The organism is Nonomuraea composti (genome assembly GCF_012034275.1).
Taxonomy (GTDB): domain Bacteria; phylum Actinomycetota; class Actinomycetes; order Streptosporangiales; family Streptosporangiaceae; genus Nonomuraea; species Nonomuraea composti.
Map to the genome: position 1 here is coordinate 143,055 of NZ_JAATEP010000020.1, position 23,268 is coordinate 166,322.

The 23,268-nt window shown below is 71.0% G+C and carries 23 protein-coding genes and 1 pseudogene; 12 read left to right on the plus strand and 12 right to left on the minus strand.

Annotation, left to right across the window (positions count from 1 at the left end):
• Positions 1-93 precede the first annotated feature (93 nt).
• From HCN51_RS27315 to HCN51_RS27330, 4 genes are all read left to right on the plus strand, one after another.
• Positions 94-1,260 (plus strand): MFS transporter, encoded by a 1,167-nt coding sequence (locus HCN51_RS27315; protein ID WP_168012943.1) that lies wholly within the window; start codon positions 94-96, stop codon positions 1,258-1,260.
• Positions 1,257-2,015, plus strand: coding sequence for a methyltransferase domain-containing protein (locus HCN51_RS27320; RefSeq protein ID WP_168012945.1), 759 nt, complete (start codon positions 1,257-1,259; stop codon positions 2,013-2,015). Before HCN51_RS27315 ends, HCN51_RS27320 begins: the two co-directional genes overlap by 4 nt.
• Positions 2,016-2,611: 596 nt before the next feature.
• Complete coding sequence (locus HCN51_RS27325) at positions 2,612-3,184, plus strand: sigma-70 family RNA polymerase sigma factor (protein ID WP_168012947.1); 573 nt, start codon at positions 2,612-2,614, stop codon at positions 3,182-3,184.
• Positions 3,177-4,028, plus strand: coding sequence for a CU044_5270 family protein (locus HCN51_RS27330; protein WP_168012949.1), 852 nt, complete (start codon positions 3,177-3,179; stop codon positions 4,026-4,028). Before HCN51_RS27325 ends, HCN51_RS27330 begins: the two co-directional genes overlap by 8 nt.
• A 151-nt stretch (positions 4,029-4,179) precedes the next feature.
• Here the strand turns inward: HCN51_RS27330 and HCN51_RS27335 are convergent, their stop codons facing one another.
• The 7 genes and pseudogenes from HCN51_RS27335 to HCN51_RS27365 form a co-directional block, all read right to left on the minus strand.
• Positions 4,180-4,521: a Rossmann-fold NAD(P)-binding domain-containing protein gene (locus HCN51_RS27335; RefSeq protein WP_240973311.1), complete on the minus strand. Its 342-nt coding sequence runs from the start codon at positions 4,519-4,521 to the stop codon at positions 4,180-4,182.
• A gap of 89 nt (positions 4,522-4,610) precedes the next feature.
• Positions 4,611-4,856: pseudogene (locus HCN51_RS27340) on the minus strand (helix-turn-helix domain-containing protein); the annotation flags it as partial.
• Positions 4,857-5,277: 421 nt separating this feature from the next.
• Positions 5,278-5,457: a hypothetical protein gene (locus HCN51_RS27345; protein ID WP_168012951.1), complete on the minus strand. Its 180-nt coding sequence runs from the start codon at positions 5,455-5,457 to the stop codon at positions 5,278-5,280.
• Complete coding sequence (locus HCN51_RS27350; protein WP_168012953.1) at positions 5,454-6,257, minus strand: class I SAM-dependent methyltransferase; 804 nt, start codon at positions 6,255-6,257, stop codon at positions 5,454-5,456. The genes HCN51_RS27345 and HCN51_RS27350 overlap by 4 nt, the downstream gene beginning before the upstream one ends.
• On the minus strand, positions 6,254-6,580 hold the full coding sequence (locus tag HCN51_RS58230; RefSeq protein WP_206067936.1) for a hypothetical protein: 327 nt from the start codon (positions 6,578-6,580) through the stop codon (positions 6,254-6,256). Before HCN51_RS58230 ends, HCN51_RS27350 begins: the two co-directional genes overlap by 4 nt.
• Positions 6,581-6,795: 215 nt before the next feature.
• On the minus strand, positions 6,796-8,565 hold the full coding sequence (locus HCN51_RS27360; protein WP_168012955.1) for an ABC transporter ATP-binding protein: 1,770 nt from the start codon (positions 8,563-8,565) through the stop codon (positions 6,796-6,798).
• On the minus strand, positions 8,562-10,313 hold the full coding sequence (locus HCN51_RS27365; RefSeq protein WP_206067937.1) for an ABC transporter ATP-binding protein: 1,752 nt from the start codon (positions 10,311-10,313) through the stop codon (positions 8,562-8,564). Before HCN51_RS27365 ends, HCN51_RS27360 begins: the two co-directional genes overlap by 4 nt.
• A gap of 354 nt (positions 10,314-10,667) precedes the next feature.
• On the opposite strand from HCN51_RS27365, the gene HCN51_RS27370 reads away from it, so the two are divergent.
• Positions 10,668-10,988: a hypothetical protein gene (locus tag HCN51_RS27370; protein ID WP_168012957.1), complete on the plus strand. Its 321-nt coding sequence runs from the start codon at positions 10,668-10,670 to the stop codon at positions 10,986-10,988.
• A gap of 97 nt (positions 10,989-11,085) precedes the next feature.
• Here HCN51_RS27370 and HCN51_RS27375 read toward each other — a convergent pair whose 3' ends face one another.
• The 3 genes from HCN51_RS27375 to HCN51_RS27385 form a co-directional block, all read right to left on the minus strand.
• On the minus strand, positions 11,086-11,778 hold the full coding sequence (locus HCN51_RS27375; RefSeq protein ID WP_168012959.1) for a TIGR03943 family putative permease subunit: 693 nt from the start codon (positions 11,776-11,778) through the stop codon (positions 11,086-11,088).
• Positions 11,775-12,800 (minus strand): permease, encoded by a 1,026-nt coding sequence (locus HCN51_RS27380; RefSeq protein WP_168012961.1) that lies wholly within the window; start codon positions 12,798-12,800, stop codon positions 11,775-11,777. The genes HCN51_RS27375 and HCN51_RS27380 overlap by 4 nt, the downstream gene beginning before the upstream one ends.
• Before the next feature lie 430 nt (positions 12,801-13,230).
• Complete coding sequence (locus HCN51_RS27385) at positions 13,231-14,010, minus strand: TetR/AcrR family transcriptional regulator C-terminal domain-containing protein (RefSeq protein ID WP_168012963.1); 780 nt, start codon at positions 14,008-14,010, stop codon at positions 13,231-13,233.
• Positions 14,011-14,097: 87 nt separating this feature from the next.
• On the opposite strand from HCN51_RS27385, the gene HCN51_RS27390 reads away from it, so the two are divergent.
• The 5 genes from HCN51_RS27390 to HCN51_RS27405 all read left to right on the plus strand — a co-directional run bounded on the left by HCN51_RS27390 (position 14,098) and on the right by HCN51_RS27405 (position 17,155).
• Entirely contained in the window at positions 14,098-15,042 is a 945-nt protein-coding gene (locus HCN51_RS27390) for an ATP-binding cassette domain-containing protein (protein ID WP_168012973.1), read from the plus strand.
• Positions 15,039-15,860 carry an ABC transporter permease gene (locus HCN51_RS27395; protein ID WP_168012975.1) on the plus strand — a complete coding sequence of 274 codons (822 nt, stop codon included), beginning with the start codon at positions 15,039-15,041 and terminating at the stop codon, positions 15,858-15,860. The genes HCN51_RS27390 and HCN51_RS27395 overlap by 4 nt, the downstream gene beginning before the upstream one ends.
• A 243-nt stretch (positions 15,861-16,103) precedes the next feature.
• Positions 16,104-16,238: a hypothetical protein gene (locus tag HCN51_RS61510; protein WP_277350102.1), complete on the plus strand. Its 135-nt coding sequence runs from the start codon at positions 16,104-16,106 to the stop codon at positions 16,236-16,238.
• Positions 16,239-16,258: 20 nt separating this feature from the next.
• The gene (locus HCN51_RS27400) at positions 16,259-16,525 is read left to right on the plus strand and encodes a hypothetical protein (protein WP_168012977.1); all 267 of its coding nucleotides are present in this window, start codon (positions 16,259-16,261) and stop codon (positions 16,523-16,525) included.
• 144 nt (positions 16,526-16,669) lie between these two features.
• Positions 16,670-17,155 (plus strand): hypothetical protein, encoded by a 486-nt coding sequence (locus tag HCN51_RS27405; RefSeq protein ID WP_168012979.1) that lies wholly within the window; start codon positions 16,670-16,672, stop codon positions 17,153-17,155.
• Between the two features lie 794 nt (positions 17,156-17,949).
• Here HCN51_RS27405 and HCN51_RS27410 read toward each other — a convergent pair.
• Both HCN51_RS27410 and HCN51_RS27415 read right to left on the minus strand, forming a co-directional pair.
• On the minus strand, positions 17,950-18,783 hold the full coding sequence (locus tag HCN51_RS27410) for an SDR family NAD(P)-dependent oxidoreductase (protein ID WP_168012981.1): 834 nt from the start codon (positions 18,781-18,783) through the stop codon (positions 17,950-17,952).
• Positions 18,784-19,456: 673 nt separating this feature from the next.
• A complete protein-coding gene (locus HCN51_RS27415; RefSeq protein ID WP_168012983.1) occupies positions 19,457-20,137 on the minus strand; it encodes a hypothetical protein in 681 nt (226 codons plus the stop codon).
• 267 nt (positions 20,138-20,404) lie between these two features.
• On the opposite strand from HCN51_RS27415, the gene HCN51_RS27420 reads away from it, so the two are divergent.
• Both HCN51_RS27420 and HCN51_RS27425 read left to right on the plus strand, forming a co-directional pair.
• Complete coding sequence (locus HCN51_RS27420; protein WP_168012985.1) at positions 20,405-22,222, plus strand: sensor histidine kinase; 1,818 nt, start codon at positions 20,405-20,407, stop codon at positions 22,220-22,222.
• 297 nt (positions 22,223-22,519) lie between these two features.
• Positions 22,520-23,125, plus strand: a complete 606-nt coding sequence (locus tag HCN51_RS27425; RefSeq protein ID WP_168012987.1) for a response regulator — start codon at positions 22,520-22,522, stop codon at positions 23,123-23,125.
• Positions 23,126-23,268: the final 143 nt, after the last annotated feature.

The window sequence follows — 23,268 nt, forward strand, 5'->3', positions numbered from 1 at the left end:
ATCCCACGTTGGCGTTTCAGCCACTCACGCCTCCGGTGGCTCGCCGCTCAGGCTGGACACCGGTATTTCCCGTTGAGTGAGGAGTGCGGCGCCATGCCGTTGGCATTGTTGGCCCTGGCCGTCACGGCGTTCGGGGTGGGGACCTCGGAGTTCGCCATCATGGGGCTGTTGCCGCAGGTCGCCCAGGGGGTCGGGGTGTCGATCCCGGACGCGGGGGGCCTGATCACCGGGTACGCCGCCGGTGTGATCGTCGGGGCGCCCCTGCTCACCGCCGCTTCGGCCCGGCTGCCGCGCCGCACGACGCTGATGATCGTCGCGGCGCTGCTGGCGGCGGGCAGCGCCTTGTCGGCGGTCGCCTCCGGCTATGGCCTGCTGCTGGCGGCCAGGGTGGTCGCGGGCGTGCCGCAAGGGGCGCTGTTCGGGGTCGGGTCGGTGGTCGCGGCCCAGCTCGTCCCGCCGGAACGGCGGGCGAGCGCGATGTCGGTGATGTTCGGCGGCTTCACCCTGGCGAACGTGGCCGGAGTGCCGCTGGTGACCTGGCTGGGGCAGGCCGCGGGCTGGCGGGCCACGTTCTGGGCGGTCGCGGCACTGGGCGCGCTGTCGATGGCCGGCATCGCCGCGTTGGTCCCGCGCGGGCTGCGGCCCGAGAACGAGACGGGACTGCGCGCGGAACTGGCGACGCTGCGGCGGCCACAGGTCTGGCTCGCGATGGGAGTGACGACGGCGGGCTTCGGCGGTGTCTTCGCCTCCTTCACCTATGTCACGCCGATGATGACCACGGTCGCGGGCTTCAGCGGGTCCAGCATGACGCTGCTGCTGATCGTTTTCGGGCTGGGCATGGCCGCCGGCAACCTGGTGTCGGGCCGGTTCGCCGGGCGGCGGCTCATGCCGAGCCTGTATGTGTTCCTGGCCGGGCTGAGCATCGTGCTGAGCCTGTTCGTGATGACCGCGCACAGCAAGGTCCTCGCCGTCTGCACCTTGTTCCTGCTGGGGGTGTTCGGGTTCGCGACCGTCCCGGCACTGCAGCTGCGCATCCTGGACAAGGCCGCAGGCGCCCCCACCCTCGCCTCCGCACTGAACCTGTCGGCCTTCAACATCGCCAACGCGCTCGGCGCCTTCCTCGGCGGCATGGCGATCAGAGCCGGATACGGCTACACCGGCCCCAACGCGGTCGGCGCCGTCCTGGCCGCCACGGGGCTGGCCCTGGCCGTCTGCTCAGGACTGCTCGACGCGCGCGCCAAGGCGGCGGTCGCACGATGAGCGACACTCCCGGGACCGAACGCTACACACCCGGCCACGACACCTCCGCCATCGCCTTCATGGCGGCACGAACAGCCGCGACGCACGCACGGTTCTTCCTGCCGCACCTGTCTGCGGGAACGACCTTGCTGGATCTGGGATGCGGGCCGGGCACCATCACCGTCGACCTGGCCGCCGCCGTCGCACCGGGACACGTTCTCGGACTCGACCAGCAAGCCTCCCAGCTCAGCGGCGCACGCGCCCTCGCGCGACAGAGGGGCCTCACCAACGTGCGATTCCGGCAGGGATCCTGCTACGACATCCCGCTGGACGACGGATCGGTCGACCGCGTCTTCTCCCACGCCCTGATGGAACACCTCGCCCACCCGGCCCAGGCCCTGGCCGAGATCCGGCGGGTGCTGCGCCCTGGCGGCAAGGTCGGGCTCTGCAGCCCCGACTGGGGCGGCTTCCTGCTGAGCCCACCCTGTGACGACGCTGTCAGCGCCTACACGCGCCTGCAGCAAGCCAACGGCGGAGACCCCTTCGTCGGCCACAAACTCGGCGAGTACCTGCTCGAAGCGGGATTCGAGCAGTGCCACCTCGACGCCCACTACGAACGCCATGCCGACCCGGCCCGCATCGCGGGCTATCTCGCGGTCCAGCTCGAGGCCGCGGGGCAGACCGCCCACGCTCGTCGGCTCCGCGACTGGGCCACCAGCCCACGTGCGATGTTCGCTCAAGCATGGGTCACCGCCATCGCCGTACGTCCCCACTGAAAAGCCGGACGGGGAGGGGACGCCTGACAATCAGTCACCGCCCGGCAGTGGCCGGCACCACGCTCGCTCAAGCGCAACACCCGCTTGGGATCTTCGAGGTTGGTGGCGTATGACACGTTGGTCAACGACCCCCAGTTCCCACGCGACCTGCGAACGAGCTGACCGCCGAGCGGCTCGCCGCGGCGGAGGCTGAAGGCCGCCACCGCGGCAGGCCGCCCGCGCCGGCCGGGGCCCGGCTTGAGGAGGTACGGGCGGCGTTCACCGACCACTGCGCCGGCTCGCGACCTGCCGGGGAGAACCACCTGCACGCCTGGATCGGCAGCGACCAGGCCACCCGCCGCCGCGAGACCGGACACTTCATCCGCTGGACCAAGAAACACAAGCTGACCCGCCCATACGTCCCCGCTACCCGATGGGGCGGCCCCCTCTCGCTCTGCCGGGTGAGTCACTGCCGGACGTGCGCCCACGTCGCGTCCCGAAAGCGGGGATGAGAGCAGAGCGGGGGATGCGCGCGGGAAGACGATTCCGGCTTGCGGCGAAGGATGGATGATCGTGACCGCCGACCGGAAGGCCGACCTGATGCCGAAGACAAGAACGTGAGCGCCGAAGCGAGCGAACAGGTGACCGACGCCGAGCTCGTCGCCCGGTACCGGCGCGACCCCGACCTGTTCACCGCCGTCCACGACCGCTACTACCGCGACATCTACCTGTACGTCGCCGGGCGCCTGGACACGCAGATCGCCGAGGACCTCGCCGCCGAGACGTTCCTGCTGGCCTTCGACCGGCGTGACCGGTACGAACCGGAACGCGGAGACCTGCGGCCCTGGCTGTTCGGCATCGCCACCAATCTGATCGCCAGGCACCGCCGCAAGGAGACCCGCCACTACAAGGCGCTGGCCAAGCTGGGACCGGAGCCTGTCGTGGAAGGCCACGAGGACCGGGTCGTCACCTCCGTTGCCGCCGAGCGCATGCAGCCGCACCTGGCCAAGGCGCTCGCCGCCCTTTCCGGCGGCGAGCGTGACGTGCTGCTGCTCGTGGCCTTGGGCCAGCTCAGCTACGACGAGGTGGCTCGGGCGCTCGGCATCGCCGTCGGCACGGTGGGCTCCCGGCTCAGCCGGGCCCGCAGCAAGATCCTCGCCCTCATCGACAAGGAGAACGCCCGTGGATGACCTGAACGCCGTCGCGAATCTGCTGGCCAAGCCCGAACCATCCGCCGAGGCGATCACCCGCAGCAGGGGACGTCTCCAGGACAGGATGACGCGGGGCCGCGCCCGCCGGCGCCGCGGCCGGCTCCTGCCGGTGCTGGGCATGGCGGTCGCCGCCGCGGTGGCCGTCGCCGTGATCGTCACGAGCGCGGCCCCGCCCGCCGCCACGCCGATCTCGGGCAGGGACGTCCTGCTCATGGCCGCGGCCAGCGCCGAGCACATCCCCCAGGGCACGGGGACCTATTGGCACATCACGCGTACGTGGCAGGGCCCGGACGCGCCCGAAATGCAGGAGAGCTGGACCACCCGCGACGGCCACCGCTGGTCCAGGAACGAGCCGTACGCCACTCCCGGCGCCGTCGTCGAGGACCCGGCCCCGTTCAGGCTCATGGGCGCCAAGATCGGTTTCGAGGAGCTCGAAGGGCTTCCATCGGATCCGGAGGAGCTGAAGGAGCGCATCGCCGGGCTACCCCGCCATGACAGCGCCATGATCTCCGCCGACCGGCAAGGCGAGCTCGTCTCCCCGCTGATCACCCTGATCACGGAGCTGCCGACGCCCGCGCCGGTCCGTTCGGCTGCATTCGAGGCCCTCGCCGCGACGCCGGGGGTCGAGAACGCGGGGCCGGTCGAGGGCGGGCAGGAACTGCTGATCCCGCTCTCCGGGAGCGTGCAGATCAAGATGGTCGTCGATCCCGAGGCCGCCCGGGTGACGCGCGCCAACATCCTGCTGACCGCCGAAGGGGGCTCGGCGATGAGCAACTCGTACATCTCGGTGGCCACCGAGTGGACGGACGAGCTGCCGCGGTGAAATCGTCGCAGCCCAGGCGGGTACGGCCGGTGTGCGGACCGCGGGGAACTCGAGTTCGGCGACCTCGGCACTATGGCCGCCGAGGGGTGCCCGTAGTCCGCGAGGCCGAGGCCCGCCGCTGACGGCCGCCGCCTTGGTGAGGTGTCCCGTGTCAGGCGACCGTCACTCCGCCTTCGGTGGAGTCGATGGAGCGGCTGAGTTCCTCCCAGGCGTAGAAGTCGTCCTGGACGCGTTGGCGTCCGGCGGCGACCAGGCGGAGCGCGTCCGAGCCGAGCAGGAGATGCACGGGCGGCTTGTCCACGTCCAGGAGGGTGAGGATGGCGTCGCCCGCGCGATCAGGGTCACCGATGCCCTGGCCCGCGAGGGCCTGGCGGCGGGTCCGGACGGGGTCGAACAGCGCGTCGTAGTCGGCGATGCTGCGCGGTGTGCGGACCAGTGACCTGCCTGCCCAGTCGGTCTTGAACGCGCCGGGGGCCACGGCGGTGACTCGCACGCCGAACTGGCCGACCTCCTGGGCGAGCGTGTCGGTGATGCCTTCCAGCGCCCGGCGGCGGTGCCCGCGAGGGCGAACAGATGCCGCCGCTCGACGTCGTCGAACCGCAGCGCGTCGCTGAGGGCGTGCAGCACCTGCTCGGACGGCTGCCGGGCACGGCCTTGCTCCAGACGGGTGTAGTACTCGGTGCTCACCCCGGCCAGCTGTGCGACCTCACTGCGCCGCAGACCGGCGACCCGGCGACCGGCGCCGAACTCGACCGGCAGGCCGACCTCGTCCGGCGTGAGTCCAGCACGGCGGGCCCGCAGGAAGTCGCCCAAGTCGCTGTTGCCCATGCCTCAAGTCTGGCCATCGCTCTTCCGATGACCAAGGGGGTGGCTGGCCCTGCCAGTACTACACACCAGGTGGCAGAGGTCGCGAGAGTCCGCCGGGAACGGAAGGGCGGCCTGCGCCATCGCCCGGCTGCACCGAGCGCGGCCAGGCGGTCCGGCGGGCGGTGCCTCCCCACAGTAGCTCGCTCGCGTTCAGCCGCCCCATGATCGACGTGGTTCCGAGCTGCCACGGAGCAAGCGCTCGGCGCCGCCCACCTGGGATACGTGTGATCTGCCATGACCCGCGCGTCCGCGCGGAGGGCGCCGGCCCACGGTCGGGTCGCCTCACCCCGGCAACGCCCGTACGCCGAGTCCCGTCAAGGGGTCTCGAAGTCTGCTCGGTGGTCGGCGGCCCACTGCGCCAGAGTACGGCCCGGCCGCCCGGTCACTGCCGTGACGGGACGTGGGCTCTCGGGCCGGTGAGCGGGATCGCCTCACCCAGATGGTCGTCGGAGAGCAGGGTCTCGGCGGCGGCCTCGGCGACGTCGTACTCGTGGATCGGGGCCTGGGCCGAGGTGCGCTGCCAGGATCGCCGCTGCGTCACTCGGGTGGTGCCGTCGATCACGGGCGCGTCCCCGCTCCGATGAGGGACGTGGCGTCCAGTTCGGTCATTCCCCGTTCGCGCAGGAGGCGTCCGAAGGCTGCGCGTACCTGATCGACGGCGGCATCCTCCAGGCCGGAGAGCATGCCGCGGAAGCCGCTGCCGAGCACCACCTGCCAGGCGCGCGCGGCGTCCAGGGGGATGCGCAGGGGGAAGCGCGTCACGGTGACCCGCGTCGGCCCGCGCGCGGTGAGCCAGGAGCGCAGGTCCTCCTCGGTGTCGATCGTGGACGCCGCCTGCCTGCTGGCCGGGGGAGCCACGGGGGCTTGCCGGACGTGCGCGACGGCTTCGGTGAACAGCCGGCCGAAGCTCTCCATGGCGCCCTGGGCCCAGGCGGTGATGACCAGGCGTCCGCCGGGCCGCAGCAGCTCGGCCAAGCGGGAGACGGCGGTGTCCATGTCCGGCAGGAAGAAGACGCCGTGAACGCATTGCACCACGTCGTAGGGCCGGTCCTGCCAGGTGGTCGCGTCGGCTCGGACGAAGCGCACGTTCCGCAGCCCTTCGGCGGTGGCGCGGCGGCGGCCGTGGGAGAGGAGCCCTGCCGCGAGGTCGATGGCGTCCACGTGGCCGTGCGGTCCGGCCGCCCGCGCGGCGGGGATGGCGGAGGCGCCCGCGCCGCAGCACACGTCCAGCACCCGTTCGCCTGCTGCGATCGCGGCGGCCGCGACGGTGGCCTCGCCGATCGGGTTCCACAGCAGCGGTGAGACCTCGACGTAGTGGGTGGCTGCCCTGTCGAAGACGGCGCCGATGCCGGCGGATGTCATGGGGAATCTCCGTAGGAATGAGTGGGGATGTGGCGCTTCAGGATGCTCAAAAGGGGGCGCAGGCACAGCTCCTGGTCGGCGGCGTGGGCGAGGAGCTCGTCGTCGTGGCCGACGACGGCGCCGCCGGCTGCGAGGTCGCGCACGACCTGGATGATGGAGCGCAGGTGTCGGCGGTCCACGCCGGAGCGGGCGTCGTGCTCGACGTCGGGCACGCGGCGGCCGTGGAAGGCACAGCGCAGCCCTTCCGCGCGCAGGGTGGTGTCGTCGAGGGAGGCGAACTCCGCGCCGGTGCAGGTCCGGCGCACGTTCTCGGTCCTGATCACAGCAGCGTGACCGTGGTCGACGCCGCCGCGACGAGCGCGGTGACCGGATCGGTGATGCCCAGGCGCGGCGGGTGCGGGGCCGTGGGCTAGGGGGCGGAGCCGAGCCCGCGGAGCAGGCCGAAGACGATGGTGGAGAAGTCGAGGGCGACCAGCGTGCCGGGGGACACGTGGTGGGGGCCCATCGTCGATGCGGCGCCCGGCGGGGGTGGTGGTGGTCATGCGGTGCCTTCCGGGGTGAGCTGCCAGCCGCGGGCGCGCAGGCGCTCATGCCAGAAGCGGGCGTACGTGCCGCCGGCCGCGAGCAGGCTGTCGTGGTCGCCGCGTTCGGCGATCCGGCCGTGGTCGAGCACGAGGATGTGGTCGGCGGCCACGACGGTGGACAGGCGGTGGGCGACGACGATGACGGTACGGTCGCGGGCCAGTTCGGCGATGGCGTCGGCGACGGCGGCCTCGTTGGCCGGGTCGAGGGCGGCGGTGGCCTCGTCCAGCAGCACGATGGGGGCGTCCTTGAGCAGGGCGCGGGCGATCGAGACGCGCTGCTTCTCGCCGCCGGACAGGGTGGAGCCGGCCTCGCCCACGCGGGTGTCCCAGCCGTCGGGCAGGCGTTCGACGACCTCGTCGAGGCGGGCGATGCGGGCCACCCGGTCCAGGTCGGCGTCGGTGGCGTGCGGGGCGGCCATGCGCAGGTTGTCGGCGATGGTGCCCTCGAACAGGTAGACGTCCTGGAAGACCTGCGCGGTCAGCCGGGAGACGCCGGCGCTGCCCAGCTCGCGCACGTCCCGGCCGCCGATGCGGATCGACCCCTCGGTGACGTCGAAGAAGCGGCCGAGCAGTTTGAGCAGGGTGCTCTTGCCCGCGCCCGACGGGCCCACGACGGCGGTGAAGCTTCCGGCGGGAATGTCCACGTCGATGCCGTCGAGGACGGTGGGGGCCCCGCCGTCGGCATCGTCGTAGCGGAAGCGCACGCCGCTCAGCTCGATGGCGGTGCCGGCGGGTTCGGCGGGCGCTGCCGGTTCGGGCAGCGGCGGCACGGCCAGCAGGGCGCGTACGCGGCCGATGGCGTCGGCGTTGATCTGCACGGTGCCGGCCAGCTCGCCGAGCTGGGAGAGGGGGTCGAGCATGCGCAGGGTGACGACGAGCACTCCGATCATCACCGGGAGGGAGATGGAGCCGTTCAGGGTCAGGCCGACGGTGAGGGCGATGACGGCCGTGACGACCAGTTGCAGGGTGCCGAAGAAGGCGATCATCCCCCAGGCCCCCCGGATGGTGAGCCGTGACTGGGAGCCCTGCTGGCGGATCAGGGACTCCTCCAGGGTGCCGAGTTCGGGCCGGTCGAGCACGCCGTAGGCGCGCAGGGTGGGCTGCTGGCGGGCGTACTCGACGATGCGGGAGGCGCTGACGCCGATGTCGTGGTCGTAGTCGTCGTCGTTGCGCCGCACGATGGCCATGAGCAGGCGCAGGGCCAGCGCGCACAGCAGCGCTCCGGCGGTGAAGGCCGCGCCGATCCGCCAGTCGAGCAGGAAGCTGCCGACGATCATGGTGGCGGGGGCGGTGAGGCCGACGACGACGTGGCGCAGCAGGTGGGCGGGGATGTTGGCGACGTCCATGGTGCCCTTGCCGAGCATGCGCCCGATCGGGCCGGTGCGGTCGCCGCGGAACCAGCCGATCGGCAGGGTGGCCAGGTGGTTGCCGAGGCGTTCGTGGAAGCTCGTCAGCACGTCGGTGCCGACGACGTACCCGAGGGAGGTGCTCCACGCCAGCAGCGCGTGGTGGGCGGCGACCGCGGCGGCGATCGCGCCCGCCCAGAGCCAGAACCGGCTCCAGTCGGGTGGCGTGGTGGTGAGGGTGGTCACGAGCGGGGCCACGAGCAGGAAGCCCAGCCCTTGCAGGATGCCCTGCCCGGCCTGGGCGGCGAGCATGACGCGCAGGTGACGGCGCCCGCGCTCGTCGAGCAGCTCGTCCAGGTAGCGGATCATGGTGATCATCGGCCGGCCTCCAGTCGCTCGGCGGCGCCCTCGCGGGCGCGCTGGTCGTGCTGCCACAGCCGGGCGTACAGGCCCTGGCGGGCGAGGAGTTCGTCGTGCCGTCCCCGCTCGGCGACGCGGCCCTCGTCGAGGACCACGATCTGGTCGGCGCCGCGGATCGTGCTCAGCCGGTGCGCGATGACCAGCACGGTGCGCCCGCGCGCGACCTCGCTGAGCGCGTCCTGGATGCGGGCCTCGTTCTCGGGGTCCGCGCCGGCGGTCGCCTCGTCCAGGACGAGGATCGGCCGGTCGGCGAGGATGGCGCGGGCGATGCAGACCCGCTGCCGCTCGCCGCCGGACAGCTCGGCGTCCTCGCCCGCCACCGAGTCCAGCCCGCGCGGCAGCGTGTCCAGGCGGTCGAGGATCTGCGCCTTGGCCGCTGCCGCGCGCACGGCTTCGTCATCGGCGTTCGGGCGGGCCAGGCGGATGTTGTCGCGGACGCTCATGCGCAGCAACGCGGAGTCCTGGAAGACGAAGGCGACGTGCCGGTACAGCTCGGCGGGGTCGAGGTCGCGCAGGTCGACGCCGTGCAGCTCGACCGAGCCCTGCTGCGGGTCGTCGAAGCGGGGCAGCAGCCTGGCCAGGGTGGACTTGCCGGACCCGGACGGGCCGACCAGCGCGGTCACCGTGCCCCGTTCGAGCTCCAGGTCCACGCCGTCGAGCGCGACCGTGTCGCCGTAGGCGAAACGCACCCCGCGCATCCGTACCACCGGGCCGGAAGCGGCGGGGTCGGGCACGATCGGGCTCGCCGGGACGGGCAGCTCCGGTGTGGAGAGCACCTCGCCGATGCCGCGCGCCACGCTGAGCGCCGTGACCAGCGGGTGGATCGACATCATGACCGTCATCAGGCCCGCGGTGGTGACCGTCCCGAACACCAGGAACGCGATGAGACTCGTCAGCGGCAACCAGCCGGCGGCGGTGAGCAAGCCGCCCGCGGCCACCATGACGACGAGCACGCTCGGCGGTGACAGGAGGATCTCCGCGATGACGGAGGCCACGGTCGTCGCCTTCGCCCACTCCAGGAAGAAGCGGGCGAAATTTCGGGATACCTCCTGAAATCTACGGCTGGCCGCCCCTGGCGTGCCGAACGCCTTGACCACCCCGATGCCGTTCACGAACTCGACCGCCGCCCCGCTCAGCCGCGTCAGCCACACCATGAACTCCGGGTACTTCGTCCCCGCGCCCGCCATCGCCCGCTGGTACACGATCAGCCCGCTGACCAGCGGGACCAGGCTGATCAGCGCCATCCGCCAGTCCACGAGGAACAGGTAGCCGACCGCCACCAGCACCGGGACCGCGGCGGCCGTCACCTCCACCACGGAGTGGGCGATGAGGTGGTGCAGCGCGGCGACGTCGTCCTCGACCGTCTTCTTCACGATCCCCGAGTTGCGGTCGGTGAACCAGCCGAGGGGGAGCCTGCGCAGCTTGCGCAGCAGGTCCCGCCGGATCTGGAACGACACCCGGATGTCGGCCAGATGGGTCAGCACGCCCGCGCCGAACGTGCCGAGCTGCTTGACGGCGAGCGCCACGAGCGCGACCACGATGACCGGCCACACGTCCGTGCTCCCCTGCAGCAGGCGCCGGCTGATCTCGACGACCGCGATCAGCGGCGCCATTCCGGCGAGCGCGCTGATCCCGGTCAGGACACCGCAACCGATGAGGGTGGCGCGAGCGGGAGCCAGCACCGATGGGCTCGTGGAAGCGGACATGCGTCACCTCTGACGGTAAACGGACGACAATTTGAGCAAATGATAATCATTGTCGCTCGATTTCGTAACCCGTCATCCTCGTCCTGTGTGCCTGACGGGCGTGGCGGTCAACCCGCGTTGGAAAGGGCCGCCGCTGTACCGTTCACGAAGCAGATCCGCTACGAGCGCGATACGGCCGTGTGGTGACCAGCAGGGGAGTGGCCTCGCTCACCAGGCCGCCTCAGTCGGTGTCAGGCGGGGGCGACCCGATGCCGAGAAAGCCGAGCGACGTGACGGCGCCCGGGCGGATTCGCGCTTGTGACGGTCAGGGAGGACGGGGCCGGCGATGTGCGGGCCGATGGTGCGCCGCCGCACGTGGAACGGGGACGCGCCGGCGGCCCGTACGGCCGGCACGTGATCGGCCGAGGCCGCCCGCCGGGTGGCCGTGCGCGCGACGAGGCCGTGGTTCACCCGGCCGAGCGGAACGAGGGCGATCAGGACGGTGACGTGGATGACCGCGTCACGACCGGGCAGCCATGCCCGATGGGCTTCTTCCTCCGCACCGGCGTGGAGGAGTTCCGCCGGCGTGCTGCGCTCCTGCTCCTGCGGCGGTCCGCAACCAGGGCGGCCATGCTCAGGACGACCAGCACCACGCCCGCCGCGATCACCAGCGGCCGGAAGCCGGGCTCGACGTAGTCGGCGAAGTCCGCGGAGAAGGCCGAGATCTTCGACAGCGCCCCCGGCGGGCAGGAGGAGCAGCAGATTCTGCGTGACCCGGTCCGTCTGCGGAGCCCTATTCGTACGGCTCGGCCGGCTGCGCGACGGCGGTCACGCCGGTCGCGGCCAACGCGGGCACCACATAGTCCTCGGGTATGCCCTCCGGCCACGGAACCCAGGTGCCCGTGACCGTCACCCACGAGTCCTCCGCCGGGGCGGCCGCCCCCTTGATGGCGACCTCCAGCGCGAGCGCGTCGGCGGCGCAGCAGCGGATCTGCATCCGGGTCAGATACCAGCTCCTGCCGCCCTCGGCCGGGACGGCGAAGCCGGTCAGTCTGACCTTCCTGCCCGCGAGCGACGGCCCTGACCGCGCGTAGGCACGGCCGATGAACTCGCCCAGCGTCAGTTCCGTCACCCCGTCTCCCGCCAACGTGCTGTAGGACCCGGTCCGGGCGAGCGCCGGCGGGCTGTCGCTCTGCCTGGCCGCGAAGGCGCCGAGCGCGGGCGGGGCGATCAGCACGATGGCGAAGGCGGGCACGGCCAGCAGCCACGCCACCCGCGTCCCATGGTGATGGGCGGCGCCGGGCCGGTCCAGCAGGTCGGCGACGACGGACAGCAGACCGAGAACCGCCAGCACCGCCCCGGCCCCCACGAGCAGCGGCCGGAAGCCAGGTTTGACGTAGTTGACGTACGTCATGGAGAACGCGGAAATGCTCAGCACCGTCGCGCCCAGGATCAGCAGGACGGCGCCCTGCGCCTGGCGGCTCACCGCAGGGCCCAGCCGGCGACGAAGCTGACCCCGACCGCGAGGACCAGCGTGAGCGGCGCGAACCGCCAGGCGAACGCCCGGCCGAACGTGCCCGCCTGCAGGGCGATGAGCTTCAGGTCCACCATCGGCCCGACCACCAGGAACGCCAGCTTCGCGGTGGGGGAGAAGGCCGTGAACGAGGCCGCCACGAACGCGTCGGCCTCCGAGCAGATCGACAGCAGCACCGCCAGGAGCGCCAGCACCAGCACGGACACGACCGGCACCCCGGCCACCGTGGTCAGCCAGTCGCGAGGGATCACCACGTTCAAGGTCGCCGCGGCCAGCGCGCCGACCACCAGGAACCCGCCGGCGTGCAGCAGGTCGTGACGCATCGCGTCCACGAAGACGCTCACCTTGCCCTCGCTGGTCCCGGCGGCCCGGCGGGGCGCCGGCAGCCACGCGGCCCGCCCGAACCGAGCCCAGATCCAACCGGCCAGCACGGCCACCGCCAGCGAGGCGGCGAACCTGGTCACCACCATCGACGGGTCATCGGGAAAGGCCACCGCGGTGGCCACCAGCACCACCGGGTTGATCGCCGGGGAGGCCAGCAGGAACGCCAGCGCCGCCGGCGGCGCCACGCCGCGCGCCATCAGCCCGGAGGCCACCGGCACCGACGCGCACTCGCAGCCGGGCAGCACCGCCCCCGCGATGCCCGCCACCGGCACCGCCGCGTAGGTGCGCCGGGGCAGCGCCCGCGTCCATAACGACGCGGGCACGAACGCGGTGATGGCCGCGGACAACGCGACCCCCAGCACCAGGAACGGCAGCGCCTGTACACACACCGCCACGAACACGGTCGCCCAGGTCTGCAGCGCCGGATGCGTCAGGTAAGGCGCGAGCAGGAACCGTCCCGCCGCGAGCAGGACCACGAGAACGATGAACGCCCAGGGCAGCCGGAACCCGCCCAAGCCTCGTTGCGACCCGTACTCCGGCAACCGGCCACCCTCAGGAACCGGCCGATCCGCCGTGCTCTGCTGCGACATCACCCTCCCAACCGCACACGGGTACGCCGCAGCAGACTAGCGCGGCTGTCTCAACGCCTACGCCCAACAGCGGAGATGGAGCCGTCCGGAGCGGCCGAGCTGCCGATAGGTACGGAGACGCAGGTCGGTACGGGTGGTGCGCTGCTGTCGCGGGCCACGAGCCGGGCGCGGACCTGTTCAGGGCTCGCCGTGAGATGAACCACGACACCTCGACGGGCTCGCACCATGACCAGCAGGTCGGTGATCTGCGAGCAGGTGAGGCGGCACCGTGCTGGCGCATGGCGGTGGCGGCCGGCAGCCAGGGGTGGAGCTGGTGCCGCCCCCTGGCGGTGGGCCCGCGCGGAAGGCCGTCGGATCGTCGAATCGACGGCGACCTTGGTCATCGAGACGGCTTTCCAGCTTCCCTGCGTGCCATGGTGGCTCTACTGTTTCAGCAGCCTGCCCCGGCCTGTTCTCCCGGCCCCTCTCGGTGCGCCGCCATCGCAGACTCGGCCGCCTGGGGGAGGGCCGTGGCGATGCAGTCGAGGACGCGCTGGAGTCCGTACCGGAACTGATCGCCGCGGCTCAGGTGGAATCGGTGCGCCTCCGTCACGATCCTGCTGAAGATCGGGTACTCCCCGCTCTTCAGCAGCTGCTCAACGTACGGGCCGCTCCGCGCCATCCATTCCGACTCGCTGAGCCCGCTGCGGCGGACCTCTTCGGCCCAGCTGATTTCCTCGCGGGCGGCGCCCTCGACATAGCCGTTCAGAATGGCCATGAGGGCGAGGTTCTCGTCGATGGAGACGTGGGGGTCGAGGGCGCCCATCACCCGTTCGATCACGAGCAGCTGGTTGGGGCCGAAGCTGGGGAGTGACCGCTGCACGGTGGCGATCCACGGGTGCCGCAGCCACATCGCGCGCAGCCCGTCGGCGTAGCGCGTCAGGTCCGCGCGCCAGTCGCCCGAGGGCATGCCCTCGACGTCGATCTCGCCCTGCAGCCGGTCGACCATGAGCTCGATCAGGTTGTCACGGCTCGGCACGTAGCGGTAGAGCGACATCGCGCCCGCGCCGATCTCGGCGGCGATGCGCCGCATGGTGGCCGCCTCCAGTCCCTCGGCGTCGGCGATCCGGATCGCTGCCTCGGTGATCTGCGCGCGGCTGTAGGCCGGTTTCCGCCCATAGGTCGCGCCCTCGGGCCGCATCCAGATGCTCACGTACTCGGCGTCGGTCACCGCTCCACTCCTCCCGGTTGCGTACATGGTACCCATTGGCCTAGGGTGATCGCCACGAACGCGTACAACGTACCCAATGGAGGGGACATGGCGGATCCGATCGTGGTCGCCGAGGGGCTGCACAAGTCCTTCGGCGACACCCATGCACTACGTGGCCTGGACCTCAGCGTTCCGGCGGGAACGGTATGCGGGGTGCTGGGGCCGAACGGCGCCGGTAAGACGACCGCGGTGCGCATCCTGGCGACCCTGTCCGACCCCGACGCCGGACACGCCCGCATCGCCGGACACGACGTCGTCCGCGAGGCCGCCCAGGTGCGCGAGCGGATCGGGCTCGCGGGCCAGTACGCCGCCGTGGACGAGAAGCTCACCGGCCGCGGCAACCTGCGCATGTTCGGGCGGCTGTACCACCTGCCGCGACGTCAGGCGCACCAGCGGGCCGACGAGCTGCTGGACCGCTTCGGCCTGACGGACGCCGCCGACCGGCCCGTTCACGGCTACTCCGGCGGCATGCGGCGCCGCCTCGACCTGATCACCTGCCTCATCCTGCGCCCCGAGGTGCTCTTCCTGGACGAGCCCACCACCGGCCTGGACCCGCGCAGCCGCGGCGAGATCTGGGACAGCATCCGCGAGTTGGTGGCCGACGGCACCACAGTGCTGCTCACCACCCAGTACCTGGACGAAGCCGACCAGCTGGCCGACGACATCGCCGTCATCGACCACGGAAAGGTGATCGCCACCGGCACGCCCGACGAGCTGAAGGCCACGATCGGCGACCGCCTCGACGTCACCCTCGAAGACCCGGCCACGCTGCCGGCAGCGGCGACCGTACTGACCACCCTGGCCGGCACCGAACCCACGACGACCGACGCCGACCGGCTCACCGTCGCCCTGCCCGCCACCGGCCTCCGGCTCGCCGACATCGTCCGCGAGCTCGACCACGCCGGGGTTGCCGCCGCCGACCTGAGCCTGCGCCGCCCCACCCTCGACGAGGTGTTCCTGCGCCTCACCGACCGCAAGGAGACCATGCGATGACCGCTTCCACCGCCTCACCGCTGGGCCGCGTCCGCTGGACGTTCGCCGACGGGCTGACCCTGGTCGGCCGCGAGCTGGGCCGGCTCCGGCAAGAACCTGGGCAGATTGTCGCCGCGCTGATCTTCCCGGCCGTCATGGTGCTGCTGTTCGGCTACGTCTTCGGCAGCGCCATCCAGGTGCCCGGTGGCGGCGACTACCGCGAGTACCTCATGCCCGGCCTGTTCGCGATGGTGACCTTCTCCGCCTGGCTGGGCGTCATGACACGGGTGGCCGCCGACGCCTCCCGCGGTGTGATGGACCGGTTCCGCTCCATGCCGATGGCGCGGCTGGCGGTGCCCTTCGGGCAGACCGGCGCCGACCTGCTGACCGGCCTGCTGATGCTGGCCATCATGGTGGGAACGGGCCTGCTGGTGGGCTGGCAGCCGCACCGCGGACTGATCCCCGCGGCCCAGGCGTTCCTGCTGATGATCGTGCTGCGGTACGCGCTGAGCTGGGTGGGCGTCTATGTGGGCCTTGCCGTGAAGAACGACCAGGTCGCCGACGCGATGGTGCCGCTGGGCCTGCCGTTCACGATGCTGTCGAACGCGTTCGTCCCGACCGACGGCATGCCCGGCTGGCTGCGCTTCCTGGCCGACTGGAACCCGGTCAGCGCGCTCACCGCCGCCTCACGGGAACTCTTCGGCAACCCGGGTGGTGCGTCCGGAGACGTGGCCTGGCCGCTCGCACATCCGGTGACCACCGTCCTGCTCTGGTCGGCCGCTCTGCTGGTGATCTTCATCCCGCTGTCCCTCCGCGCCTACATGCGCAGAGGACGCTGAACGCTCCAAGCATCCGTGAGCCGCGTGCCCTCCACCGAACAGTTCTCCCCCGAAGGGCATCACAACGACACAAAACGCCCACTCGGATCGAGCGCAAGCCCGCCGGCGCCGCCTACACCACCACGATGGAGTACGACGACGTCGGCCGGCTGACCAATCAGACCGCACCGGGCAACAAGGACCGCCAGCTACACCTACAACGCGGCCGGGGAGAACACCCAGGTCACCAACCCCGGCACCACGATGACCCTGCACGGCGACCTGGTGGCCACCTTCACCACCAGCGTGCAGACCTCCACCGCGTACGACCCGTTCGGCTCGGTCACCGCCCAGACCGGCACCAACACCGGTCGCGGTCACCCGGCCGCGACATCCTGACGCTGGAGCCGAGCCCGTCGGTGCAGGCCAACCGCTACGCCCACGCCAACGCCTCACCCCTGACCGGCACCGACCCCACCGGCCGCTCCTCCCAGACAATTCTGCCGGGCGGCTCGCTACAAGAGGCCGGCTCGGGTCGCGGAGGGTGCATCTCCAGCGGCAGCATCTGCTACGAGACGGAGCAGAACGACTACATGTCCGGCTGGTCACCCAGGCTGACGACCGAGGAACTGGCGACGAACTGGATTCTGGTCGGCGGCATGGAGAGCATACGAGCTCGTCGTTAGGCACTGGACGGACATCCGGCAGGCCGCTTCGAACCGGGGACAATGAGAATGTGCTGGGTGCGGTTCCCCTGCATGAAAGCCGCTGGCAGAAGGAAAGGCGCATCCAGCGAACTATGAAAGGGGAGTGATGTGCCAATGCGAACAATGACCGCAATTGTTCTCGCGGCCTCTCTTCTCGCCGGGGGCTGCGCGGCACAGCCCGAGGAGGTCGATCCCGGCGTGCTGGGTGAGGTGCGCAAGCTGGGCGCGGTTGTCTGGGAAGAACGCCACGAAGGCCTGTCGGGAACTGAAACCGTCGTCACCAATAGTCTCGTGGTCGACATCTCAGGCAATTCCGAGGCTGAGTCACTCCAGAAGGCGGTCGCGCGCCTCCACAGCCGAAACTGGGTCATCTCCACGGATGCTTCGCCGCTGAATGTATGGATGAAATCGCCCCAGTGGGAAGGCGCCACCATCGCCCTTAATGTGTTCAGCGTCTCTGATGAACAGGACGACCCCGAAGTGAAGAAGGTCCTTGCAAGGCAGGGATCGCGCTCAGGACAATCGGTGCCTTATCCAGCAGAGCTGCCCGCGGTTTGTCTGCGTTTGATGCTCAAGCCGCACGCACGACAAGGGAAGGCGCTCCCATGAAGGCAGGGGCCCCGGCAGTGAGTTTCTATGTTCAGGCCCGTCACGTTGATCAGTTGTTGTAGACGGGGAAGGCGGCATGGTGGCTGAGGAGGTTGCGGCGGGCGTGGGCGACGTTGGCGCAGCCTGCCGGACGGACGACCACACGCCAGCTGGCCCCTGTCCAGGATGTCGAACCGACAGGGCGTTCCAAGGTGAAGCGTGCCGAACACATCCACGCTTGACCTTGACCATGAAGCGATGCCCGGCGCCCAGGTGGCAGGGTGATCGATCGCGGCATGTGAGCGAACGGCGCCTTGTGAAGCGGTGATCCGGGGTGCGGCGCTGATCAGCCCGCGAGCCGATAGGTGGGCCCGTCACACGGGTGGGCCCACGCGTCAGAGGCCGAGCAGGTGAGGGAGAAGCCCGCGAATCTGATCGGCGGCCAGGTCGCGGCGGCTGCCGGGCACGTCTCGTCTCTCCTTGGCATTGATCGCTGACCACCCCTCCGAGACAGCCGACGTTCCAAAGGCGAGGAACCTCGTGAAACGGAAACCCGGCTGATCGGTCCGCGTGGCTCGGGCGCGGTGACCAGCGTGATCGGAGCTTCCGCCATCCGGGCGGCGGCCTGTCGGCGCCGACAGGCCGCGTGCCACGGCACCGATCCGCCAGGTCTACCGGCGCATCCGCCAGTCCGAGATGACCGGCTCCACCATGACGGGATTCCGGGCCTCTACCGGTCCTCGATCCCGTCTGCGCCGTCACGTCCGAGCCCGACCGCTCGCGCCGCAGGCGGCGGCGCGGGAAGGCCGCGGACGTCAGGCGCCGAGCGGGCCGTGCGCCTGCGCCGACAGATTCTGCCAGTCGGTCCAGGTCTTGAGCCGGTCCGCGTACGCCTGCTGGATCATGGGGTAGAAGTCCTTGCCGAACAGCACGCGCAGGGGCGGGTCGTCGGTGTCCGCGAGGGTGAGCAGCGCCTGGGCGGCGGCGGCCGGGTCGCCCGTCGGTTGCTGCGCGGTGGCCCCGAGACGCTGGCGCAACTCGTCGTAGGCCGGGTGCATCTGCGCCATGTGGCCGTAGTCGAGAGGGTTGTCGCCGTCCCGGGTGGCGAAGGCGTCCGGCTCGATGATGGTCACCTTGACGCCGAACGCGGCGACCTCGCCGGCGAGGGCCTCGTTGAGGCCTTCCAGGGCCCACTTGGAGGCGTGGTAGGCGCCGACGAGCGGCATGGCGACGATCCCGGCCACCGAGGAGAGCTGGATGATGTGCCCGGAGCGCTGCTCGCGCAGGTGCGGCAGGGCGGCCTGGATCACCCACACCGCGCCGAACAGGTTGGTCTCCATCTGGTCGCGCAGTTCCTGCTCGCTCAGCTCCTCGACCGCGCCGACCTGGGTGAAGCCGGCGTTGTTCACGATGACGTCCAGGCGGCCGAAGTGCTCCTTGGCCTGTTTCACGCTGTCGAAGACGGCCGGCTTGTCGGTCACGTCCAGCGCCAGCGGCAGCAGCGCGTCGCCGTAGGTGGTGGCCAGGTCGTGCAGGCTCGCCGTGGTGCGGGCGGTCGCGGCGACCTGGTCGCCGCGGGACAGGGCGGCCTCGACGAAGTTACGGCCGAGCCCGCGCGAGGAGCCGGTGATGAACCAGACCTTGCTCATGATGTCCTTTCGTTCCGCCCGGGCCGCGGTAGTTGTGCGGCGGTCACCGCGCGCCAGGCCGGGGCGATCGCTTATGGAAAGGTGTGCCGCGCCGAACGTTCGCGCGGCGTCCTGACGAACATGTGGCGCTGACGGCCCCTTCCCTGTGACAGCGCCGTCGTGTGACGTGCGCCACGATCTCGGATGTCACAGGCGGTGAGACGCGGCCGGCGTCTGGTACGTGGCGGCCGGCCGAGGTCATGACCACGACCAGTACCGCCGCCGAGCGTGCCGTGCAGGAGGACCTGGTCCGACACCCTGTTGGGGATCACGCGGCCAGCGCCTGAGACCTCGACCAGCCCGCCTGCTCGCCACCGCAAGCGGCAACGCGACAATGACCACCTGCGGGGGCCCGGTACAGGGCCGCCGCTGTGACGTGCGGTATCGGTCGCGCCTGTCACACGGCGGCGCGGGCCGGCGTCTCGTGCACAGAGCAGGAATCGCCGACGACAGGCAGGAGCCGGTTATGCACGAGCGCAGCGAGCCGACCACCGGGACGGCCGGACCGCTCATCCACGGCGGCCTGACCGGCCGCGGGACGGGCTCGGCCACCGAGTTGTTCGTCGCCCACCGCAATCTGCTGTTCACCGTCGCCTACGAGATGGGTCGAGGACGCCCGCATCACCGGCCTCTACTACGTCCGCAACCCCCACAAGCTGACCCGCATCGCCGTCGAAACCCCGCTCACCCTGGGCCCGGCACGGTGACCAGCCGGCCGGCGGCCTCCCAGCGGTCTGGTGGGTGGCACGGCACGAGGAGGCCCGGGCCGGTCCCGCTTCTCCTCCGAACGGCGCCACGACGGCTTCCCGATCTTCACCATCGACGCGGCCACCCTGCCCCAGTTCCCCACCCAGTCGCCGCTGATGTTGGACATGGACGGCGCTGCACGGAGCGCGAGATCGCATCGTCCAGGTCCTTCAGAGCGGCCGAGCCGCCCGGCAGGACCGTGCGGGTCTCGCAGCAGGGCGCCGACCCGCGTCAGCACGGTGCCGGGCGGACGGTGGCCTTGCTCGCCGATGGCCAGATGGATCAAGAAGCCCCCGGACTGCGCCAGTACACCGGCCAGCAGGGCACCGCCGCACAGCCATTCCACGCTGTCAGGGAACGCGGCGCGGGGCAGGTACAGCGGATAGACCAGGGACAGCACCAGCAGGACACCGGCGTGGGCGTGGCCGGCGCGGATGAAGCGTTCTCGAAATTCTCCGAGCCGGTCGCGATCGGTGGTGATGAAGCGCAGCAGCGCATGCCCGCCGAACTCGACCGTGACGAGTGACAGGACCGCGATGATCGCCAGGATTCCGGTCGGCTCCATCAACGTCGCCCTGCGGCCGGCAGTTCCGCTGTCCTGCGGACGGGGATGGGGTCGATCTGGCCCATGAATTCTCCTCGCTCATGACACGCCTTCACCGCCGGCAGGTGGCGGACACCGCCCGGTGGGGCCCGGTCAACGGAGATCGTGGCAGGAGACAGGAAAGGGGCGACAGTGTCCCCGTCAGCAGTGGGACGTGCCTTTCGCGCAGGCCGGCGAGAGGCGCCGGCAGAACGGAGCGACGACGATCTCCCGCTCCGGCTCGCCCGCGCCATGCTGTGGGCGTCGTTCGTCATCCTCCTCTACATCCGCACCATGAGCGGGATATGGCGCGGCGTTGAGCCCCTCGGGCTGCTACTGGTGACGCTGTCGTACCCGCCGCTGATCGCGATCGTGGCCCGGCACCGCCGCCCGGCCGTCCAGCGCGGGCTTCTCCTCGCCCTGGTCGGGCTTTACCTCCTGCCGTTCGCGGTGGTCGGGACGCAGTGGGACTGGATGCCCTGGGCGGTGGCCGCCGGAGTGCTGTGCGTGCTGCCGGCCCGGTGGGCCTGGCCGCTGTTCGTCCTGATCGTGGCGGCGGCTGGTGCGGGCGCCGCTCTGCTCGGCTACGGGATGTACTCCTCGCTCTGGTTCATGATCGTCACGGCGGACGACGGTCTCATCGTGTTCGGCCTGGCCGCGCTCGTCGGAACCGTGAGCCGGCTGCACGCCACCCGGGACGCGCTGGCCCGGCCGGCCCGGCTCGGGGAACGCCTGCGGCTCGACGGCGAACTACGCGACCTGCTCGGGGGAAAACTCCAGGCGACCGCGTTCCGGATACGCAAAGCGGCGGCAGCGGAGCCGCCGGACGCCGGGGAGGACCTGCGCGAGAGTGTCGCGCTCGCCCGGCGCACCCTGGCGGAGGTGCGGGCGACGGCCGCCGCCTACCGGGCCGGCGCGATCACCGGGCCGGCGATGCCGATCGGGTCGTCCCGCCCAGCCCGGATCATCCTGCTCGCCGTGCTGCTCATCCAGTGCGTGCTCGTGTTGAGCAACCTCTACTATGTCGAAGCCGCCGGCACGCTGACGATGGCGTCGGCCGCCGCCGGGCTCGCGATCATCGTGGTGCTGCAGATGATGCCGCAGACCCGCGCCACCCTGATCGTCCAGGGCCTGCTGATCCTGCTTCCGCTCGCGGTCATCCCCGGCTCGTGGGACCGCGTGCTGAGCTACCTCACCGGCAAGGTGCTGCTGCATGGGCGGCCCCCTCGATCCTGGGGATTCGCTGGCGTCATCCTGGCCGGGCACGTGACGCTCGTACTGGCCGAGGAAGGCGTCGAGGCCAGCAACGTCCTGGCCAACCTGGGCGGTCACCTCATGCTCGCGTGGCTCGTCTACAGCCTGGGACGGCTCAGCGAGCTGATCACTGTGTTGGAGCGGGCACGACACGAGCTCGCCGAGGACGCCGTGCAACAGGAACGGACCAGAGTCTCCCAGGACCTGCACGACATGCTCGGCTTCAGCCTGTCGGCGGTCGCGCTCAAGGGCGAGGTGGCCGGACGCCTGCTGGACACCGACCCCGGGCGGGCCAGAGCCGAGATGGCTTCTTTGGTGTCTCTGGTGGAACGGGCGGTGGCGGAGCTGGAGGCCATCACCGGTGACCGGGTCGAGCTGCACCTGGGTGCGGAAGCCGAGGCCGCACGCCAGGTCTTGGCCTCCGCCGGCATAAACGTCTCGGTACGGATCGAGACCGGACCGGTGCCGGCCGACGTCGACACCGCGCTGGCGGCCGCGCTCCGCGAGAGCGTCACCAACGTGCTGAGGCACAGCCGCGCTCGCACCTGTCAGATCACCGTGTCCGGTACCGGCGATCTCATCCGGTTACGTGTGGTCAACGATGGCGCCGCGCCCGCCGCCCGAGCCGAAGTCCCGGTGGCGGCGCGACCGGACGGGCGCGGTTGCGGGCTTGGCAGCTTGGCCCGGCGCTCCGGGGACCGCTTGACGGCCGGGTATCGGCCCGGCGACAGGTTCGAGGTGGTCGTCGAGTTCCCGTTGAAGCCGGCCGCGCTTCCTGACGACCCGGTGGGAAACACCCGCCTGGGGGATCGGTGAAGTCCCGACCCGATACCTGTGTCACCCCTCGTGAGGAGAGGAAGCGGAGGCCCCACCCGGTGATAATGTCGCCTTCATCGGCCTGCTACGCCTTTCGAGTGGTTTCCCCGGAGGATCCGCGGCGGGCCAAGGCAGGCCTCGACCGGCCTTCCGCTCCGGCCAACCCCGAGAGGGCAGGCTGTGGACCTGGTGACGCGGCTCTGGAAAGCACCGTCCGGGCCGCTGGCGGCCGTGGCGTGTGCTCTTTCACCGGCGCAGGTCAGCAGCACCGTTACGAAAGGCGAGGAGGAGAAGTACGTGATTCGCGTGCTCATCGCCGAGGACATGCACATTCTGCGCGAGGCCCTGGTCCAGCTGTTGTCGTTGGAGGACGACATCCAGATGGTGGCGCAGCTCGCCACCGGCGCCGAGATCGTGGAGGCGGCGGTGGAGCGCCGGCCCGACGTGGCGGTGATCGACATCGGCCTGCCCGGGATGGACGGCGTCACAGCCGCCGCCGAACTTCGGACCCGGCTCCCGGCCTGCAAGATCTTGTTCCTGACCGCACTCACCAGGCCCGGCCAGCTGCGCGCGGCGATCGACAGCCACGTGGCCGGGCTCCTGCCCAAGGACATCGGGCCGGCCGAACTGGCTGCGGCGATCAGAACGGTCGCCGGGGGCGGCCGGGTGATCTCTCCCGCGCTGGCGGTCGCGGCGCTGCAGGCCGGGCCAAGCCCGCTGACGCGGCGGGAGACCGAGGTGTTGCGCCTGTCGGCGACCGGTGCGCAGCCCCTGGAGATCGCCGAACGGTTGTTCCTGACCTACGGGACAGTCCGCAACTACCTCACCTCGGCCGTCGTCAAGCTGGACGCCCGTAACCGCGTCGACGCCATCCGGATCGCCACGGAGTCCGGCTGGATCTGACCGGCCCCGGAACCCTGCCGGACTGAGCCTGCGCCGGACTGAGCTTGTGCCGGACTGAGCTTGTGCCGGACTGAGCCTTCGCCCGGCCGGCACCCTTTCTGGCCGAGCGCGCGTGCGGCTGCTGAGCCTGTCCGGCCGCAACC

What these genes read in the sequence shown, in the direction of transcription:
- HCN51_RS27405 (WP_168012979.1), top strand. Translation starts at nt 16,670, where the DNA reads ATGACCGCAATTGTTCTCGCGGCCTCTCTTCTCGCCGGGGGCTGCGCG.
- HCN51_RS27380 (WP_168012961.1), bottom strand. Translation starts at nt 12,800, where the DNA reads ATGTCGCAGCAGAGCACGGCGGATCGGCCGGTTCCTGAGGGTGGCCGG.
- HCN51_RS27420 (WP_168012985.1), top strand. Translation starts at nt 20,405, where the DNA reads ATGCTGTGGGCGTCGTTCGTCATCCTCCTCTACATCCGCACCATGAGC.
- HCN51_RS61510 (WP_277350102.1), top strand. Translation starts at nt 16,104, where the DNA reads ATGACCCTGCACGGCGACCTGGTGGCCACCTTCACCACCAGCGTGCAG.
- HCN51_RS27320 (WP_168012945.1), top strand. Translation starts at nt 1,257, where the DNA reads ATGAGCGACACTCCCGGGACCGAACGCTACACACCCGGCCACGACACC.
- HCN51_RS27410 (WP_168012981.1), bottom strand. Translation starts at nt 18,783, where the DNA reads ATGAGCAAGGTCTGGTTCATCACCGGCTCCTCGCGCGGGCTCGGCCGT.
- HCN51_RS27360 (WP_168012955.1), bottom strand. Translation starts at nt 8,565, where the DNA reads ATGATCACCATGATCCGCTACCTGGACGAGCTGCTCGACGAGCGCGGG.
- HCN51_RS27365 (WP_206067937.1), bottom strand. Translation starts at nt 10,313, where the DNA reads ATGTCCGCTTCCACGAGCCCATCGGTGCTGGCTCCCGCTCGCGCCACC.
- HCN51_RS27315 (WP_168012943.1), top strand. Translation starts at nt 94, where the DNA reads ATGCCGTTGGCATTGTTGGCCCTGGCCGTCACGGCGTTCGGGGTGGGG.
- HCN51_RS27395 (WP_168012975.1), top strand. Translation starts at nt 15,039, where the DNA reads ATGACCGCTTCCACCGCCTCACCGCTGGGCCGCGTCCGCTGGACGTTC.
- HCN51_RS27390 (WP_168012973.1), top strand. Translation starts at nt 14,098, where the DNA reads ATGGCGGATCCGATCGTGGTCGCCGAGGGGCTGCACAAGTCCTTCGGC.
- HCN51_RS27350 (WP_168012953.1), bottom strand. Translation starts at nt 6,257, where the DNA reads ATGACATCCGCCGGCATCGGCGCCGTCTTCGACAGGGCAGCCACCCAC.